Origin of the sequence: Caballeronia sp. LZ033 (assembly GCF_031451265.1) — a bacterium.
Lineage (GTDB): Bacteria > Pseudomonadota > Gammaproteobacteria > Burkholderiales > Burkholderiaceae > Caballeronia.
In genome coordinates, this window is the sequence record NZ_JARUXQ010000002.1 from 429,033 (window position 1) to 446,478 (window position 17,446).

At 65.1% G+C, this 17,446-nt stretch carries 15 protein-coding genes and 1 pseudogene; all 16 read left to right on the forward strand.

What is annotated here, in order from left to right; genetic code table 11:
- Positions 1 to 23: 23 nt before the first annotated feature.
- The 16 genes and pseudogenes from QCE62_RS17415 (at position 24) to QCE62_RS17490 (ending at position 17,438) form a co-directional block, all read left to right on the forward strand.
- Positions 24 to 806 (forward strand): IclR family transcriptional regulator, encoded by a 783-nt coding sequence (locus QCE62_RS17415; protein WP_309920894.1) that lies wholly within the window; start codon positions 24 to 26, stop codon positions 804 to 806.
- 562 nt (positions 807 to 1,368) lie between these two features.
- The gene (locus tag QCE62_RS17420; protein WP_409017885.1) at positions 1,369 to 2,229 is read left to right on the forward strand and encodes an IclR family transcriptional regulator; all 861 of its coding nucleotides are present in this window, start codon (positions 1,369 to 1,371) and stop codon (positions 2,227 to 2,229) included.
- A gap of 964 nt (positions 2,230 to 3,193) precedes the next feature.
- The gene (locus QCE62_RS17425; protein WP_309920897.1) at positions 3,194 to 3,733 is read left to right on the forward strand and encodes a cupin domain-containing protein; all 540 of its coding nucleotides are present in this window, start codon (positions 3,194 to 3,196) and stop codon (positions 3,731 to 3,733) included.
- Between the two features lie 34 nt (positions 3,734 to 3,767).
- On the forward strand, positions 3,768 to 4,658 hold the full coding sequence (locus QCE62_RS17430) for an alpha/beta fold hydrolase (protein WP_309920899.1): 891 nt from the start codon (positions 3,768 to 3,770) through the stop codon (positions 4,656 to 4,658).
- Positions 4,659 to 4,762: 104 nt separating this feature from the next.
- Positions 4,763 to 4,822, forward strand: a pseudogene (locus tag QCE62_RS17435) (hypothetical protein); the annotation flags it as partial.
- Between the two features lie 138 nt (positions 4,823 to 4,960).
- Positions 4,961 to 5,773: an SDR family oxidoreductase gene (locus tag QCE62_RS17440; RefSeq protein ID WP_309922868.1), complete on the forward strand. Its 813-nt coding sequence runs from the start codon at positions 4,961 to 4,963 to the stop codon at positions 5,771 to 5,773.
- The gene (locus QCE62_RS17445; protein WP_309920902.1) at positions 5,766 to 7,433 is read left to right on the forward strand and encodes a thiamine pyrophosphate-binding protein; all 1,668 of its coding nucleotides are present in this window, start codon (positions 5,766 to 5,768) and stop codon (positions 7,431 to 7,433) included. The genes QCE62_RS17440 and QCE62_RS17445 overlap by 8 nt, the downstream gene beginning before the upstream one ends.
- Positions 7,426 to 8,259: an aspartate dehydrogenase gene (locus QCE62_RS17450; protein WP_309920905.1), complete on the forward strand. Its 834-nt coding sequence runs from the start codon at positions 7,426 to 7,428 to the stop codon at positions 8,257 to 8,259. The genes QCE62_RS17445 and QCE62_RS17450 overlap by 8 nt, the downstream gene beginning before the upstream one ends.
- 72 nt (positions 8,260 to 8,331) lie before the next feature.
- A complete protein-coding gene (locus tag QCE62_RS17455; protein WP_309920908.1) occupies positions 8,332 to 9,837 on the forward strand; it encodes an aldehyde dehydrogenase in 1,506 nt (501 codons plus the stop codon).
- Positions 9,838 to 9,856: 19 nt separating this feature from the next.
- Complete coding sequence (locus QCE62_RS17460) at positions 9,857 to 10,819, forward strand: VOC family protein (RefSeq protein WP_309920911.1); 963 nt, start codon at positions 9,857 to 9,859, stop codon at positions 10,817 to 10,819.
- Positions 10,816 to 11,343 carry a hypothetical protein gene (locus QCE62_RS17465; RefSeq protein WP_409017870.1) on the forward strand — a complete coding sequence of 176 codons (528 nt, stop codon included), beginning with the start codon at positions 10,816 to 10,818 and terminating at the stop codon, positions 11,341 to 11,343. Before QCE62_RS17460 ends, QCE62_RS17465 begins: the two co-directional genes overlap by 4 nt.
- Before the next feature lie 108 nt (positions 11,344 to 11,451).
- Positions 11,452 to 12,855 (forward strand): MFS transporter, encoded by a 1,404-nt coding sequence (locus QCE62_RS17470; RefSeq protein ID WP_309920913.1) that lies wholly within the window; start codon positions 11,452 to 11,454, stop codon positions 12,853 to 12,855.
- Between the two features lie 374 nt (positions 12,856 to 13,229).
- On the forward strand, positions 13,230 to 13,673 hold the full coding sequence (locus tag QCE62_RS17475) for a 2Fe-2S iron-sulfur cluster-binding protein (protein WP_309920916.1): 444 nt from the start codon (positions 13,230 to 13,232) through the stop codon (positions 13,671 to 13,673).
- Positions 13,654 to 15,855 (forward strand): molybdopterin cofactor-binding domain-containing protein, encoded by a 2,202-nt coding sequence (locus QCE62_RS17480; protein ID WP_309920919.1) that lies wholly within the window; start codon positions 13,654 to 13,656, stop codon positions 15,853 to 15,855. The genes QCE62_RS17475 and QCE62_RS17480 overlap by 20 nt, the downstream gene beginning before the upstream one ends.
- 43 nt (positions 15,856 to 15,898) lie before the next feature.
- Positions 15,899 to 16,240, forward strand: a complete 342-nt coding sequence (locus QCE62_RS17485; RefSeq protein ID WP_309922870.1) for a c-type cytochrome — start codon at positions 15,899 to 15,901, stop codon at positions 16,238 to 16,240.
- A 124-nt stretch (positions 16,241 to 16,364) separates the two neighbouring features.
- Positions 16,365 to 17,438 (forward strand): porin, encoded by a 1,074-nt coding sequence (locus QCE62_RS17490; protein ID WP_309920922.1) that lies wholly within the window; start codon positions 16,365 to 16,367, stop codon positions 17,436 to 17,438.
- Positions 17,439 to 17,446 lie beyond the last annotated feature (8 nt).

Consider the following 17,446-nt stretch of genomic DNA (forward strand, 5'->3'; position numbering starts at 1 on the left):
GAACTGACCGGAACTATCTGAAGATGACCAAGCCATCGGACACTGCGAGCGCTTCCGGCGCGTCGGCAACGCCCGTCGAACGCGCGTTCAGCCTATTGCGCCATATCGCCGGCGGCGGCTCGACCACCAATCTGAGCGAGGTCGCGCGGCAGATCAACGTGAACCGCGTCACGGTGATGCGGCTGCTCGAATCGCTGACGTCGGCCGGGTTGATCGAACCCGTTCCGTCCGGCGGCGGCCACCGGCTCGGCATGCCGTTCCTGACGCTGGCAGCGAGCGCGCTCGGCTCGGCGGATCTCACCTCGCGCGCGCGCCAGATCCTGCCCGAACTGGTCGCGAAAACAGGCTTGTCGGCGTATCTGGCTGTACTCGAAGGCACCGAACTGATCTATCTGTTGTGCGAGACGCCCGATACGCCGCTCGTCAGCCGCATTCGTGTCGGCAGCCGTATTCCGGCGCATCGCGCAACGCCGGGACTTGCCATGCTGGCAACGCTCGACGGGTCAGCGCTCGCCGACCTATACGCGCACAATCCAGATGCAAGCGTCGCCGACCAGCCAGACTGGGAAGCGCTCAATGCCGCGCTCGGCAAAGTGCGCGAAACAGGATGCGCCTGGAGTTTTTCGGGCCTCGAAGCGGGAATCGATTCGTGCGCGGCGGCCGTCGCGGATCGCCGCGGCGGCGTGCTCGCCGCCCTGAGCGTAGCCGGTCCGAACATCGCGTTTTCGAATGATGTTTCCCTGCGCGCAACGGTCGAAGCGAGCGTCAGGGCCGCCGCCAGTGCACTGTCCCGTTCCAGCCTTTAACGGGGTCGCTTCGTCCGTCTCTCCGTTCGGCGCTGAAATGTCCCGTTCGGGGAGAGCGCATCGTTTGAGAAGAGACGGCAGGCTACTTTTCGAGCCCTAAGATTTTGGACGGCGGTTTATGCGACGCAAGGAACTGCCCAGCCGTTTCGCTCCGTTACGGCTTGCATGCAGCGCTATTGCAGCGGGCGCTGCGTGATGTATCCGACGGCATCGGGCGTCACTGAGGTGGCGAATGAGTGAGCATGCGCAAACGGGGCGCACCGGGGCCACCTGATATGCTCGCTCAGTGTGAACCGGACACTTCCGGCGTCGCCCAGGCGCGCGGCGAAAAGCCGGGCGTGGCTTTGCTCCCATTGCAGACGAATGCGGCGTGAGCATGGGATCGCGAGTGCCACGTGCTATTTTTTTCAAAGAACAAACGACCCGTCAGATAGACCAGCCGACAATGGCCAAACGAAATACCACTGATGCCGCACGCCGCGGTGCGCGGCAGCGCGAAGGCGAAGTGCGGGCCACCGCGGATGAGATCGTCGCGTCCGATCGTGCAGGATCGGACGAACCTATGGAGGAGCGGGGCGAGGAGGAGGCAGGTGCGTCCGCGTATCTCGTGCCAGGACTCGAACGCGGCCTGCGCATCCTGACCGAATTTTCCGCGCGCGAACCGGTGCTCGGAGCACCGGAACTGTCCCGCCGTATCGGCATTCCGCGCACCACGACGTTCCGCCTGCTTCAGACGCTCGAATCGCTCGGGTTTCTCGAGCGCGTCAACGGCGACCGCCAGTTTCAACTGGGTGTCGCAGTGCTGCGCCTCGGCTTCGAGTATCTGAGTTCGCTCGAACTTACCGATCTCGGCACGCCTGTGCTGGAGCGCCTGCGTGACACGACGGGCCTGAGCGCTCACCTGCTGATACGCGATGGGCGCGACGTGGTGTTCGTCGCGAAGGCGCAAACACGCGAGCCCATGTTCAGTTCCGTGAAGGTGAATGTCGGCACGCGTTTGCCCGGGCATGCCACTGTGCACGGCCAGGTGCTGATGGGCGACCTCACGCTTGCCGAACTGCGCGCGCTCTATCCGGAGAAGCAGTTCGAACGTTATACCGACCGCACGCCGGCCACCCTTGCCGATCTCTACGCGCGCGTGCGCGAAAGCGCCGAGCACGGTTTTGCGCTCAGCGAGGCTTCCTTCGAAACGGGCATATCGGTAGTGAGCGCGCCCGTGCGCGACCAGTCGGGGCGCATCGTCGCGGCGATTACCGTGACGGTGCCGCGCTCGAACATCGGCGGAGAGGCCGAACGTGCGCCATTGGTCAGCGCCGTGTGCGGCGCGGCGCTCGATCTGTCCACGCGCCTGAATTACCGGCCCGGGCCGAACGATCCTACGGCGTTGCTCGCGTCGCACCGCCGGGCGGTCCCGGCGGCCTGAAACACGCCGGCTGCCACAGCAGGCGAGGCCCGCGCTTCACGTGCCTCGCCGTGCATGCTTCGCGCGCAACCAGAACGAGCGGCGCATGCCGGTCAGCACGATCGCCTGATCCGGATGTATGCCCGCCGCCGTGAAGAGCGCTGCCTGCGCCTCGAAGTGGCGTGCTCGTAGAGCGCGTTCACGTACATCGGCGTGGACTTCGAAAGCGCGTGCACGTGGCCGGTCATGTGGTGTGTCCGGCGGTGGCCGGAGAGCGTAGAAGCGCGCTGCGCCGCCCCCCACGCTGTTGGCAACCATGAACTGACTGCGCCAGCCCTGCGTAGACCTCACTTTGATTTCGGTCGCTCCCCGCCTAGGACCGAGAATGCCGACTCATATGTTCCATAGGTGGTCAAGAACAACGTGGATGGAACGTATTCAAAAACTTTCAAGTCATCGAGACACTTTCAGGAAGGCGGAATGAGTGCAGTCTCATGATCGCAAGGTATTGAATATCAAGCGTTTCGGCAACCTCGTCGAGCGTTTCGGGGAATTGATACGGTGATTTTTTCGAAGCTACCTAAGTGTTTTCCCTAGAACAAAAGGATTTTTGTTTTTCCCTGAGAACCCGACTCATATAATGACCATATGTAAATCAATGTTCCACATAAGGAACAAAACGCAGGGCCGATAGAGGCAGCTGGTTGGAGTACGGCGCACGTGCCGGACATGCCGGCGACCTGTCCGGCGACACATCGCCGGAGTTCGTGTTCAACGGCGCCGCGTTGGCATGGGCCCGTCAGCTGAAGCGCTGCTGTGCGAGTCGGGTTGCGGGGCGATCGTCGCTATCGCGTCCGATAAGGGCAGAGGGAGCCCCGGTGCTGTTCCTGCCTCCGGATGCCGCGCGCGTCGTAAGCGTGTAGTTGCTGCGGGTGAACGGCGGCTTTGTGATGAATTGACCTGGTCGGAGCGAAAGGAGAAAGCGATGGTGGATGCTGATATCGAACGCAAGTCGTGGGAGCGTCCCGAAGACGCCAGTTTTGGCCGGTGGATGGACGGCCGCGTGGCGCGTCTCGAAACGCGCCGCTACGACTGGGACGCGCTGAAGTTTCAGGCCGACTACGACCCGACGTATCGCCGCGCGCAAATGCGCTATGTAGGCACGGGCGGTACGGGCGTGGCGAACGATTCGAACACCGTGCCCGCAGGCGGCTTCACGTTTTCGACGATGGTGATTCCGGCCGGCAACATCGGCCCGAGCCATATCCATACCGACGTCGAAGAAATTTTCTTCGTGCTGCGCGGCAAGTTGAAGGTAGTTTGCGAAAAAGATGGCGAGACCTGGGAAGCCGTGCTCGGCGAGCGCGATCTGATCTCGGTGCCGCCGGGCGTTTATCGCACGGAAATCAACGTTGGCGAGGAAGACGCGCTGATGTGCGTGATGCTCGGCTCGCCGAAGCCCATTACGCCGACATACCCGCCGGACTCGCCGCTCGCGAAGATCAAGCGTGACTTGAAAAAGTAAGGATGACAGATTGCCTGCTGCCGCAAACGAATCCATGAATGATATCCACCAACCCGCCTATAGCGCCGCCGCGCCTCTCGAAGCACGCAGCGCGCGCTTCCCGGCGCGCATTGCCGACGCGGGCGGAGTCATCGTCGCGTATCGCGAGGCGACAGCGGCACACGCGACACACGCGTTGCCGCTCGTGCTGCTGCATGGCCTCGGTTCGGGGGCGGGCTCCTGGGTCCAGCAACTCGAAGCGCTGGGCGGCACGCGCCGCGTGCTCGCGTGGGACGCGCCAGGCTACGGCGTTTCCACGCCGGTGGCGCCGGCCTCGCCGCGCCCCGAAGACTATGCGCGCGTGCTCGCGGGGTGGCTCGATGCGCTCGGCGTGTCGCGCTGTGTGCTGGTCGGGCACTCGCTTGGTGCAATCGTCGCGGGCGCGTTCGCCGTAGCGCATCCGGCAAGGCTCGGCGGCTTGCTGCTCGTTTCGCCGGCAGGCGGATACGGCGCGGCCACGCAAGCGCTGCGCGATGAGAAGCGCGACGCGCGTCTTGCCATGCTCGCCGAGCTGGGCCCGGCGGGCCTCGCGCAACGGCGCAGCCCAAACATGCTTTCCGCCTCCGCCGACGAGGCCGCGCGCGCATGGGTGCGCTGGAACATGTCGTGTGTGATTCCGCACGGCTACGCCCAGGCTACCCATCTGCTCGCCCATGCCGATCTCGCGGCCGATCTCGCGCATTACCGCGGCGTAGTGAGCGTCGCGGTGGGCGCCGAGGACACGATCACTTCACCCGCGGCCTGCGAACGCATTGCGAAGGCTGCGCGCACGCCGTTGCAGATCGTGCCGCACGCCGGCCACGCCGGTTATATCGAAGCCCCGCGGGCCTACAACGCGTTGATTGCCGCGTTCGCCCGCGCCTGCGACGCAAATCGGAGTCACTGAATGACGCTCGACTTCGCCAGCGCGGCACCCGACGCCGACGAGGACCGCAGCGACGCGCACTATCGCGTGCCGGGTCTGGCACGGGGACGGCGCATTCTCACTGAATGCTCGACGTGCCCAGATGGTCGCGCCGCGTGGGCATTCCGCGCACGACTGTGTTTCGCCTGCTGCAGACGCTGGAATTGCTCGGCTTTCCTTGTCGACAAGGTGCGTCATGCCGCTGGCGACCTCGCGAAGCGGTTCAATTGCCACGGCTCGGCCGTGCAGAAGCACAACCCATACATGAAGGCCCTGGGGATCCGATGATTCGATTCGACCTGACCGGTCAGGTCGCGGTGGTGACGGGCGGTTCGTCCGGCATCGGGCTCGCGACGGCGGAACTCTTTCTGCAGGCGGGCGCCTCGGTCGCGATCTGCGGCCGCGACGCCGCGCGTCTCGAACGCGCTGAGCGGGGCCTGCGCGATGGCTTTCCCGCGGCGCAATTGCTGGTCGCGCGCTGCGACGTGCTCGACGCGATCGACGTGAGCGCCTTCGCGAGCGCGGTGCAGGCGCGCTTCGGCCGCACCGACATGCTTGTGAACAACGCGGGCCAGGGCCGCATCTCGACGTTCGCCGACACCAGCGACGAAGCCTGGCGCGACGAACTGGAACTGAAGTACTTCAGCATCATCCGGCCCACGCGCGCATTCCTGCCGATGTTGCGCGCGGCGGCGAGCGGCAACGCATCGATCGTCTGCGTGAATTCGCTGCTCGCGCTGCAGCCGGAGTTGCACATGATTGCGACGTCGTCGGCGCGCGCCGGCGTGCTGAGCCTCATCAAGTCGCTCGCGAGCGAACTCGCGCCGGAGCGGATTCGTGTGAACTCGATCCTGATCGGCATCGTCGAGTCGGGCCAGTGGCGCCGCCGCCATGAAGCGGACGAACAGGCGCAGGCCGCCGGCCAGAGCTGGGACGACTGGGCGCGCGAGCTCGCACGCAAGAAGAACATTCCGCTTGGCCGCTTCGGTCGCCCCGAAGAAGCGGCCCAGGCGCTCTTTTATCTGGCGACGGCGCTGTCGTCCTACACGACGGGCAGTCATATCGATGTATCTGGAGGCGTTGCGCGACATGTCTGAAACCACTACCGTCGGCGAGCTGATTGCCGCCTTTCTCGAACAATGTGGCGTCAAGACCGCGTTCGGCGTGATCTCGATCCATAACATGCCGATCCTCGATGCGATCGGCCGGCGCGGCAAGATCCGCTACGTCGGCGCACGCGGCGAAGCGGGCGCCGTCAACATGGCGGACGGGCTCGCGCGCGTTTCCGGCGCCCTCGGCATGGCCTTCACGAGCACCGGCACGGCAGCGGGCAATGCGGCCGGCGCGATGGTCGAAGCGTTGACCGCGGGCACGGCGCTGTTGCATATCACCGGCCAGATCGAAAGCGATTATCTCGATCAGGACCTCGCCTATATCCACGAGGCTCCGGACCAGCTCACGATGCTCAAGTCGATCTCGAAGGCCGCATTTCGCGTGCGTTCGGTCGACACGGCGCTGCCGACCATCCGCGAAGCCGTGCGCGTTGCGCGCACCGCGCCAAGCGGCCCAGTGAGCGTAGAGATTCCCATCGACATTCAGGCCGCACGGGTCGAGTGGCCCGCCGACCTCGCCGCGCCGCACCTCACTACGCTCACGCACGACGACGCGCGCGTGCAGGAACTCGCGAACGCGCTCGCCAAGGCGAGGCGTCCGCTGTTGTGGCTCGGCGGCGGCGCGCGTCACGCGCGCGCGGCAGTCGAGCGTCTCGTGGCGCTGGGCTTCGGCGTGGTGACGAGCGTGCAGGGCCGTGGCGTGCTGCCCGAAGATCATTCGGCCACGCTCGGTGCGTTCAATGTCAGCGAGCCGGTCGAGCGCTTCTACAGGACTTGCGACGCAATGCTCGTGGTGGGCTCGCGCCTGCGCGGCAACGAAACGCTCAAGTACATGCTCGCCTTGCCCCAACCGCTTTATCGCGTGGATGCCGACGCGCTGGCCGACAACCGCGGCTACTGCAACGCGCTGTTCGTTCACGGCGACGCCGTCGCGGTACTCGATGCGCTCGCAACGAAGCTCGAAGGCCGCATGAAAGTCGATCCGCAGTTCGCCGTCGACCTCGCCGCCACGCACGAAACGGCCGTGGCCGAAACGGCGAAGGGGCTCGGGCCTTACCGCCGTCTCGTCGACGCACTGCAGCGTGTCGTGGGCCGCGATTACAACTGGGTTCGCGACGTGACGATCTCGAACAGCACGTGGGGCAACCGCATGCTGAAGATCTTCACGCCGCGCGCGGGCGTGCATGCGCTTGGCGGCGGCATTGGCCAAGGCATGCAGATGGCGATTGGCGCGGCGCTGGCGGGTTCGGCACCGAAGACGGTGTGCCTTGTCGGCGACGGCGGCCTGATGGTCAACGTGGGCGAACTGGCAACGGCCGTGCAGGAAAAAGCGAACGTCATGATCGTTTTGATGAATGACCAATGCTATGGCGTGATCCGCAACATTCAGGACGCGCAGTACGGCGGCCGCCGCATGTATGTCGATCTGCATCAGCCGGAGTTCGCGCAGTTCTGCGCGAGCCTCGGGCTCAAGCACTTGCGCGTCTCTACGCTCGATGACGCCGAGGCCCTGATTCGCGAAGGCTTCGAATGCGAAGGTCCGGTGCTGCTCGAAGTGGACATGAAAACCGTGGGCAGCTTCGAGACCGCATTCGCCGGCCCGCCGGTGCGCAAGGAAGATGCGGAGGAGTCGCAACATGCATGACGCCCGCTGGGGAGCATCGCGGCACGCGCCTGTCCACGTCGCGATGATCGGCTTTGGCGCGATCGGGCAGACAGTCTATCGGGCCGTGGCCTCCGATCCGCTCGTGCATGTCTCGCACGTGATCGTGCCTGCGCAGTATGCGGCCGCGGTTCGCGGCATTGTCGATGCGTCGGTGGAAGTCGTGTCGTCCGTGCATGTGCTTTCTGCGAAACCGCAGTTCGCGCTCGAATGCGCGGGTCACGGCGCGCTCGAGGATCACGTGGTACCGCTACTGAAGTCGGGCACCGACTGTGCGATGGCGTCGATCGGCGCGCTCTCCGACGTTGACCTGCTGGAGCGGCTCTCGCTTGCCGCCGACGAAGGCCGCGCCACGCTCACGCTGCTGCCGGGCGCGATTGGCGGAATCGACGCGCTTTCGGCGGCGCGGTTGGGCGGGCTCGACGAGGTGCTGTACACGAGCCGCAAGCCGCCGCTCGGCTGGCTCGACACACCGGCCGAAGCCGTATGCGACCTGCGCACGCTCACGAGCGAACACATTGTTTTCGAAGGCAGTGCGCGTGAGGCGGCGCGCCTCTTTCCGAAGAACGCCAACGTGGCGGCGACGATCGCGCTCGCGGGCCTCGGCCTGGACGAAACGCGTGTGCGCCTCATCGCCGATCCGGCGGTGCAGCGCAACGTGCATCGCATCGTCGCGCGCGGCGCGTTTGGCGAGATGTCGCTCGAAATGTGCGGGCGTCCGCTGCCCGACAACCCGAAAACCTCGGCGTTGACCGCGTACAGCGCGATTCGCGCACTGCGCAACCGCGCGGTACGCTGCGTGATCTGAACGAGGCGCAGTAATGCGGGGCCGTGCCGCTGCAATGGCACGTGCGAAAAGACAGATTCCGGGACCTGTGAAATGACTTCATTCGATACGAGCCACGTGCACGATCTGGTGCCCAACGGCGACATCCTGATCGGCGGCGAGTGGCGGCGCGGGCGCGCCGCGCCTTATGTGAGCCTCTATCCGGCCGACCAGTCGCTCAACCTGGAGGTGTCGACAGCGAGCGCCGAAGACGCGGCCGAAGCCGTGGTCACGGCCGACGCCGCCTGGCGCCGCGCCGACTGGGCCGGGCTCAAGCCGCATCAGCGTGCGCTCGTGCTCTACCGCATTGCCGATCTCATTACGCGGCGCCACGAAGCGCTTGCGAACCTGCAGCGGCGCGACAACGGCAAGCCGATTGGCGAGACTCGCGCGCTGGTGGCGAGCGCGGCGAGCACGTTCCGCTATTACGCGGGCTGCCTCGAAACGCTCGACGAAGAACTGACGCCCTCGCGCGGCGACTATCTGACGATGAGCGTGTACGAGCCGATCGGCGTGATCGCGGCCATTACGCCCTGGAATTCGCCCATTGCCTCCGACGCGCAGAAGCTCGCCCCCGCGCTCGCGGGCGGCAACTCGGTGGTGCTCAAGCCCGCCGAGCCGACGCCGCTCGCTTCGCTCGCCCTCGCACGCATCTGCGAGGAAGCCGGCGTGCCCAAGGGCGTGCTGAGCGTGCTACCGGGCAAGGGCTCGGTGATCGGCGACGTACTCGTGCGCCACCCGCTGGTGAAGAAAGTGTCGTTCACGGGCGGCACGGAAGTTGGCCGTGGCATTGCGCGCATTGCGGCGGAGAAGCTCATCCCGGTCTCGCTCGAACTGGGCGGCAAGTCGCCGACCATCGTGTTCGAAGACGCGGATCTCGATCACGCCGTGAACGGCGTGCTATACGGCATCTTCAGTTCGTCGGGCGAAGCGTGCATTGCGGGCTCGCGCCTGTTCGTGCAGCGGCCCATCTACGCCACGTTCATGAAGCGACTCGCAGAGGGCGCGCGCAAGCTGCGCGTGGGCGACCCCTCGCGGCCCGAGACGCAGATGGGGCCGCTCATCACGGCGCAGCACCGTGAGTCGGTGGAGCGCTACGTGGCGCTCGGCCTCGAAGAGGGCGGCCGCTTGCTGTGCGGTGGCGAACGCCCGGTTGGTGACGGACGCGAGAGGGGCTTCTTCTTCCAGCCGACGATCATCGAAGGACTCGAAAACAGCGCGCGCATCTGCCAGGAAGAAATTTTCGGACCGGTGCTCGTGGCGCTGGCGTTCGACGACGAAGCCTCGCTCGTCGAGCAGGCCAACGACAGCGTGTTCGGTCTCGCCGCCGGCATCTGGACGCGCGACTACAAGCGCGCCTGGCGCACCGCGCGTGCGCTCGAAGCGGGCACCGTGTGGATCAACACCTACAAGCTGTTTTCGATCGCCACACCGTTCTCGGGCCGGAAGGAGAGCGGCATGGGCCGCGAGAAGGGCCGACTCGGCATTCGCGAATACATGCAGCAAAAGAGCCTTTACTGGGGCTTGAACGACGCACCGCTGCCCTGGGCAAATGCCTGAACCGACAGGAGCCACGAACATGACGATCCTCGGCATCGAACAGATTACTTACGGCGTGACGGACCTCGAAACCTGCCGGCGCTTTTTCATCGATTGGGGCTTGAAGGACGTTGCGCATGACGAAACACGTGCGCGTTTCGAAACGCTGAACGGCTGCACGGTGCTCGCCGTCGACGCGAACGACCCGTCGCTGCCGAAGGCGTTCGAAGCCGGTCCGACGCTGCGCGAGGTCACGTGGGGCGTGGCGCGGCGCGAGGAGCTCGCGGCGCTGCGCGAGCTCCTCGCCTGCCAGCCCGGCTTTTACACAACCGATGACGCGGTGGGCTGCTTCGACCCGGCGGGCATGGCGGTTCGCGTCGAAGTCACGCGTCGCCGTGAACTCGACGTCGAAGGTTCGCCGTCGAACGTGTGGGGGCAGGCGCTGCGCGTCGATACGCCTTCGCCCGTGTACGAGCGTGCGGAGCCCGTCGAAGTGGGCCACGTCGTGTTCTTCACGAACTGCCTCGCCGAACAGGAAGCGTTCTATCACGAACTGCTTGGTTTCGAGACCTCCGACCGCTATCCGAAGCGTGGCGCGTTCATGCGCTGCGCGCCGCACGGCGGCCATCATGACCTGTTCCTGCTCGCGCTGCCCGACGGCAAGAAGGGGCTGAACCACGTGGCCTTTACCGTGCGCGACATTCACGAAGTGTTCGGCGGCGGCCTGCACCTCAGCCGTTGCGGTTGGACCACGCAGCTCGGCCCGGGCCGGCATCCGGTGTCGTCGGCGTACTTCTGGTACTTCATGAACCCGGCGGGTGGCCTCATCGAGTATTACGCCGACGAAGACGTGCTCACACCCGCGTGGCAGCCGCGCGATTTCGAGCCGGGCCCCACTGTGTTCGCGGAATGGGCCGTGGACGGTGGTCTCGACGGCAATACGCGCCGCCAGAAGAGCGCCGATTCACCGCACGGAGCGTTCATGACGCAGCGTAAGCAATGAGCGGCTCACTCGACGAGGGCGCCTTCGAAGCGTCGCGTACAGTCGTCGAGACGCTGCGCAAGGAGGGCTTTGCAGGGCGCCTCGTGATGGTCGCCGGCGCAGCGGATTTGCCCGACGAGCGGCCGCCGCTTCCGAGAGCGGTGCTGGCGGGCGATGTCGATACGCTCGACATCCAGACGTGGCAGCCCGATTGCGCGACCTCGATCGACCGCACGGCGCGTGGAGTAGAGCCCCGTTCTGGGCGCGAGGTGGAGGACGACCGGCTCGTCATCGCGACGGTCAACCCGCGCGTGTTCGCGTGCGGCGGCGTGCCAGAGGCCGTGCGGGGCGCGGAGGTGGCACATGCCGGGATTCCGTGGTTCTGCTCCGGCCAGTACGACGTGAACGCGCTGATTCCCGGTGACCTCCCGGCGGACGCGCAGCTTGCCATACGCGTCAACCTCGCTGGAAGCGCGCTGCGCTCTGCTTCGTCAGGCACGGCACCCTGCCCGGCGATATCGCCATCGATGCGCCGCGCGACCTGAAGCTTGGGCGCAAGTGGATGAGTCGAGGCCGCCCGGTCGATCTCTCGATCTCGACCTACACCAGCAAGGCGCTCGCATGGCGCACACACATGTGGAAGGATGAGACGCATGGGAAGCATCGATGAATTTGTGGGACAGAGCAACCGACTCGCCGTGGACGAACCGCATACGCGCGGCTCGATCATTGCCCGGCTGGAACGCTTGCCGGCCAACGCAATGCAGGTGCGTGCGCGCCTCCTCGTCGGCCTTGCAACGTTTTTTGATGGCTTCGACGTGATCGCGATTGCCGCGACGCTGCCGATTCTCATCCAGAAGTGGCACCTGAGCCCATGGGAAATCGCGTGTTTGATCGCCTCGGGATCGGTCGGGCAATTGTTCGGCGCATTCCTGTTTCCATGGGTGGCCGAGCGGCATGGCCGCGTGCGTGCGATCGCGTGGAGTTCCGGCATCATCGGCGTGACGAGCATTGCCTGCGGCTTTGCGCCTACGTTTGCCGCATTTGCAGCGCTGCGCGTGATCCAGGGCTTCGGGCTCGGCGGCGAGTTGCCCGTGGCGGCAACGTATATCAATGAGATCAGTCGTGCTCATGGCCGTGGACGGTTCGTTTTACTTTTCGAAATTGTGTTCCCGATCGGGCTGCTCGCGTCAAATGCGCTGGGTGCGTGGATCGTGCCGCGCTTCGGCTGGCAGGCGATGTACTTCATCGGCGGACTGCCGCTCGTGCTGTTCTTCGTACTGCGCCGTCTCGTGCCCGAGTCGCCGCGTTGGCTGGCCGAGCGACGTCGCCTGAATGATGCAGACATGGCCGTGACCGCTTTCGAGCGCACCGTCAAGGGCGCACTTGCGGCTCCTGCGCAGGCCGAGGCGTTCGAAGCACTCGTCAGCCGTCACCCCAGGCGTCGCGTGAAGGACCTGTTTGGCCCGGCGTACCGCAGGCGCACGCTCGCCGTTGCGATGCTGTGGATGACCTGCGGTTTCATCCAGTACGGACTTTCGACCTGGCTGCCCACGATCTATCGCACGGTCTATCACGCGCCGTTGCAGCTTGCGCTCAATCTCGCGGTGGCAGCGTCGATACTCGGCGTGCTGGGGTCGCTGATCTGTGCGCTGCTCGTCGACAAGGTGGGACGCAAGCCGATCATCAACGTTTCGTTCGTCTTGTGCGCGCTATCACTGGTGATGGCGGGCGTGTGCCACGCCATGTCGGTGTTCGTGGTCGCGGCGTTCTGTGCGCTGGCGCTGGGTTTGCTGGCGTGCGGGTTCATCACCGCGTACGTCTATACGCCGGAGCTGTATCCCACGAGTATTCGCGCGCTCGGCTGTGGTGTGGGCGGTGCGTGGCTGAAGGTGGCGGCGATCTTCGCGCCGGCCATCGTTTCGAAAACCATGGTTGGCGGCAATCTCGATGTTGCATTTTATGTTCTCGCGGCCGTGCCGTTCCTTGCGGCTATCGCGGTGCATTGTCTCGGCATCGAGACCAAGGGGAAGGTGCTGGAGCAGTTGGAAGCGTGATGAACCCGATGCTCTCGGCCATGCCGATGGCGCTCGTCGCGACGAGCGCCCGTTCGGGGTGAGGTTTTTCATTGGGAAACCGAAATCTCCACAGGTGCATGAGTCTCTCCAATGTTTCGTCAAGCGAGAAAATGCCATGTATGGATGATGCGGCGGCCATATGACTGTCGCATTCAGTGAAACCATGCATGACAGTGTTTCAGGGAAAGCAAATCCCTTCTGCTGGTTACTCGCTGCAAGACGCATTGCGAGACGATCGGCAACCTAATCGGGTGTGCATGCCATTGCCGAACATTTGGTCCGGCCCAAGAATTTCACTCATCGCGTTCGGCGGCAGTGAGCCTTCGGCCGACAATGTTTCCGGGAGAGATGACATGCAATTCACACTGAACGGACGCCCCTTCGAGTTTGACGGCGATCCAGAAACGCCGCTGCTCTGGGTGATTCGTGAGGCCGCCGGCCTGACCGGCACCAAGTACGGTTGCGGCATCGGCGCGTGCGGGGCGTGCACGGTGCATCTGGAAGGCGAGGCGACGCGCTCGTGCGTGCTCCCGGTATCAGTGGTCGCGGGGCGCCGCATCACCACCATAGAAGGGCTTTCGCCCGGCGTGACGCATCCCGTGCAGGCCGCATGGATCAAGCAGGACGTGCCGCAATGCGGCTATTGCCAGTCGGGCATGGTGATGGCCGTTGCGTCGCTGCTCACCCAGTATCCGCACCCCACCGACGCGCAGATCGACCAGGGCGTGACGAACCTGTGCCGCTGTGCGACCTATCACCGTATTCGCGAGGCCATTCATGTCGCAGCGAATTCGTGAGTGCGATCAGGGCGCGTGCAGCGAAGGCCGACGCGCTTTCCTGAGGGTAGGCTTTGCCGTGGCAGGCAGTCTCGTGCTGCCGCTCGCATGGAGCACCCACGCCGAAGCTGCCGGCGAAACCTCGCGCTTTCACGAGATCAACGACTGGGTGCGTATCGACGCCGATGGCCGAACGATAATCGGTCTGTCCCAGGCGGAAGTCGGGCAAGGCGTCTACACGGGACTGCCGCAAGTGCTCGTCGACGAGATGGATGCCGACTGGAGCCAGGTGAGCGTGGCGTTCGTGACGGGGCGCGACGCTTACCGTATTTCGGCAGCGAATGAAATGCCGCAGCAGTTCGTCGGCGCCTCGATGTCGATGACGATGTTCTACACGCGCTTGCGTGTGGCCGGCGCGCAGGTGCGTGAGGCGTTCCTGAAGGCCGGCGCGCATCGGCTCGGCGTGCGGCCCACGCAGTGCACGACGAAGAGCGGCCGAGTAATCCAGCTGCAAACGGGCCGCGCGGTCGCCTACGGCGAATTGCTCGATGACGTAGCGAAGCTGCCGCTCGATGCGGAGCCGCGTTTGAAGCCGGAATCGATGCACACGCTCATCGGCGCGTCGCTGCACAAACTCGACGTGCCCGCGAAAGTGAGCGGGCGTGCAGGGTTCGGTGTCGACGTGGTCGTCCCAGGCATGCTCAACGGGGCCGTGAAAATGGCGCCGACGCTCAACGGCAGGCCTGTTGCCGTGCGCAATCGCGATACGGTGCGCGCGATGCCGGGCGTGGTCGAGGTGGTGCAGGCGAAGGATGCCGTGATCGTGGTCGCGCAGTCGTACTGGCAGGCGAAGAAGGGCTGCGACGCGGTCGACGTGCAATGGGACGACGGCGGCACGGCACCCTTCGACAGTGCGACGATACTCGCGCAGCGCAAGGCCGCGCTAAACGCCACCGGGGCGCCGGTCGCCACGCGAATCGGCGACGCGGCGGCGTATCTCGATGCGCCGCAGGCGCGCGTGGTCGAAGCGGACTATCACACGCCCTATGTCGTGCACGCGACGCTGGAGCCCGTGAATGCCACCGTGCACGTGCGCGAGCACGACATCGAGGTATGGGGGCCGATTCAGGGGCAGGACAAGGTGCGCTGGACGCTCGCCGCCATCTTCAGCGTGCGTGCGGAAAAGGTGATCGTGAACACGACTTTCCTTGGGGGCAGCTTCGGGCGCAAGTACCTGCCGGACTTCGTGATTCACGCGGCCGTGGCGTCGAAGGCCGTGGGCAAACCCGTTAAGGTTATCCGCTCGCGCGAAGACGACATTCGCCACGGCTTTTATCGCCCAGGCGTCTCGGCGCGCATGCGCGCGGCGCTTGGTCCCGACGGTTATCCGCAAGCCATGCGCGTGCGCGTGGTGGGGCAGTCGCTCTATTGGTCGATCAAGCGCGACTACTTCGAAAAGATGGGCGGTTGGGACGAAACCATGCTCGATGGCCTGTACGACCTCGGCTACGCGGTGCCGAACCTGCTCGTTGATTCGGTCAACGTTACCCAGCCGATTCCCGTGAGCTTCATGCGCAGCGTGGGCAGTACGTCGAGCGTGTTCTTCCTCGAAAGCTTCGTCAACGAACTCGCGCACGCGGCGCGGATCGACCCGCTCGTGTACCGGCGGACGATGCTGCAACACGACCCGCTTGCCGTGCGCGTGCTCGACCAGACCGCCGCGAAGGCCGGCTGGTCTGGCAAGCCGGCGGCGGGGGTGCATCGTGGCGTTGCCTATTGCCTTTACACCGGGCGCGGCGGCGCGTTCACGACCTATGTCGCCACGATCGTGGAACTGCGCATGGTGGAGGGCCGCGCGAAACTCGAGCGGGTGGTGTGCGGCATCGACTGCGGGCGCGCCGTCAATCCCATGCTGATTCGCGAGATGGTCGAGGGCGGCATTGGCTTCGCGCTGACGAACACGTTCAAGAGCGAGATCACGTTCAAGGGCGGCGCTGTGGAGCAGGACAACTTTTCCAACTACCCGCTCCTGTATCTCGCTGAGATGCCGACGATCGAGGTGGTGATCGTGGCAAGCGACCGGCCGCCGCAAGGCTGCGGTGAAGTAGCCTTGCCGCCGGTCGCGCCGGCCGTTGCCGACGCGCTGTTTCAGGCGACAGGCAAGCACCTGCGCACAATGCCGCTCGAACAGCCACTTGGCTGACGCAAGGGAACCCTTCCGTTCAACCTTTGACGAGGTGTTTTACATGATCCGTATCCGTAGCTTGATCGTGCCGTTGGTAGCGGTGCTGAGCGCAACCGGCGCGCGCGCCGAAGCCGCGATCGACGTTGCGCGCGCCCAGCAGATTGCGACCCAGCATGCCTGCTTCGGTTGTCACGCCGTCGACAGGAAACTCGTTGGTCCCGCATACCGCGACGTGGCCGCCCGCTACAAGGGCAATGCCGGCGCACTCGCGACACTCGTGACTCACGTGCAGAACGGCAGCTCGGGCAGTTGGGGCGCCGTGCCCATGCCGCCGAACCCGATCAGCACCGCAGACGCTCAAACCGTCGTGCAGTGGATTCTTGCAGGCAGCAGGACGAATTGATCGAAGGCGGGCCGGGGGGCGACCCGACCTGTGGGGCGCGGATCGCCGGCAGCGGATGCCTCTTCCTGGTCAAAGCAGGTGGGACATTGCATCGATAATTGTCACGACTTAGTTGGAGTGGGTATTGAAGAAGCTATGGGCGGTAGCCGCACTGACCGGTACGGCGAGTCTGGCCTGCGGCCAAAGTAGTGTGACACTTTACGGTATCGTCGATACCGGCATCGAGTACTACGACAACGTGCCAAAAGGCGGCTCGTTCGTCGGCATGCCGTCGCTTACCGGCGAGATGCCGTCGCGCTTCGGGCTGCGCGGCGTCGAGGATCTAGGCGGTGGCTTCAAGACGTTTTTCGTCCTGGAAAACGGCTTCGCAACGGACAGCGGTGCGCTGAACTACGGCGGCCGGCTCTTCGGGCGCCAAGCCAATGTGGGCCTGAGCGGCGACTACGGCTCGTTCACACTCGGCCGCCAGATGAACATGTCGATGTACGCGCTGCTCAACGCAGATGTTATCGGTCCCTCGATTCATTCGATGGCGAGCTTCGATGGCTATCTGCCAAACGCGCGCAGCGACAGCGCTATCGGCTATCTCGGGGAGTTTCATGGCGTGACGGCAGGCGGCACTTATAGCTTCGGCCGCGACGCGGCAGGACCTGCCGGGCCTTCCGCGACGAACTGCGCGGGCCAGATTCCGGGCGCCGCGGTGGCCTGCCGCCAGTACACGGCGATGCTCGCCTACGATGGCACGTGGGGCGGGGTGGCTGCGTCGTACGACGTGATGAACGGCGGCCCGGGCGCTGCGGCACCGCTCGTGAACCCGGACTACAAAGACACGCGGGTCATCGTCGACGCATATGTGAAGTACAGCCGCGGCAAGGCGGGCGGCGGGTGGATCCGGCGCAATACCTCGGCAGAGAGGCATGCACAATCCGATATCTTCTTCCTCGGGACGACCTGGTTCTTCACGCCCGCGCTCTGGTGCGACGGCCAGGCGCTGCGCTACATCTTGCGCGACGATTCGAATTCGACGATGCTGGTCGGGCGCGTGAATTACGCCCTCTCGAAGCGCACCACCGCTTATTCGTCGGTGAGTTATATGTTCAACAGCCCGCTTGCGGCGAACGCGATCGCGGCTGGGGGCGCGGTACAGACGGGCGCGAACCAGTTCGGCGCGATGGTAGGCATCGAGCGGCGCTTCTAGCCCCGGAT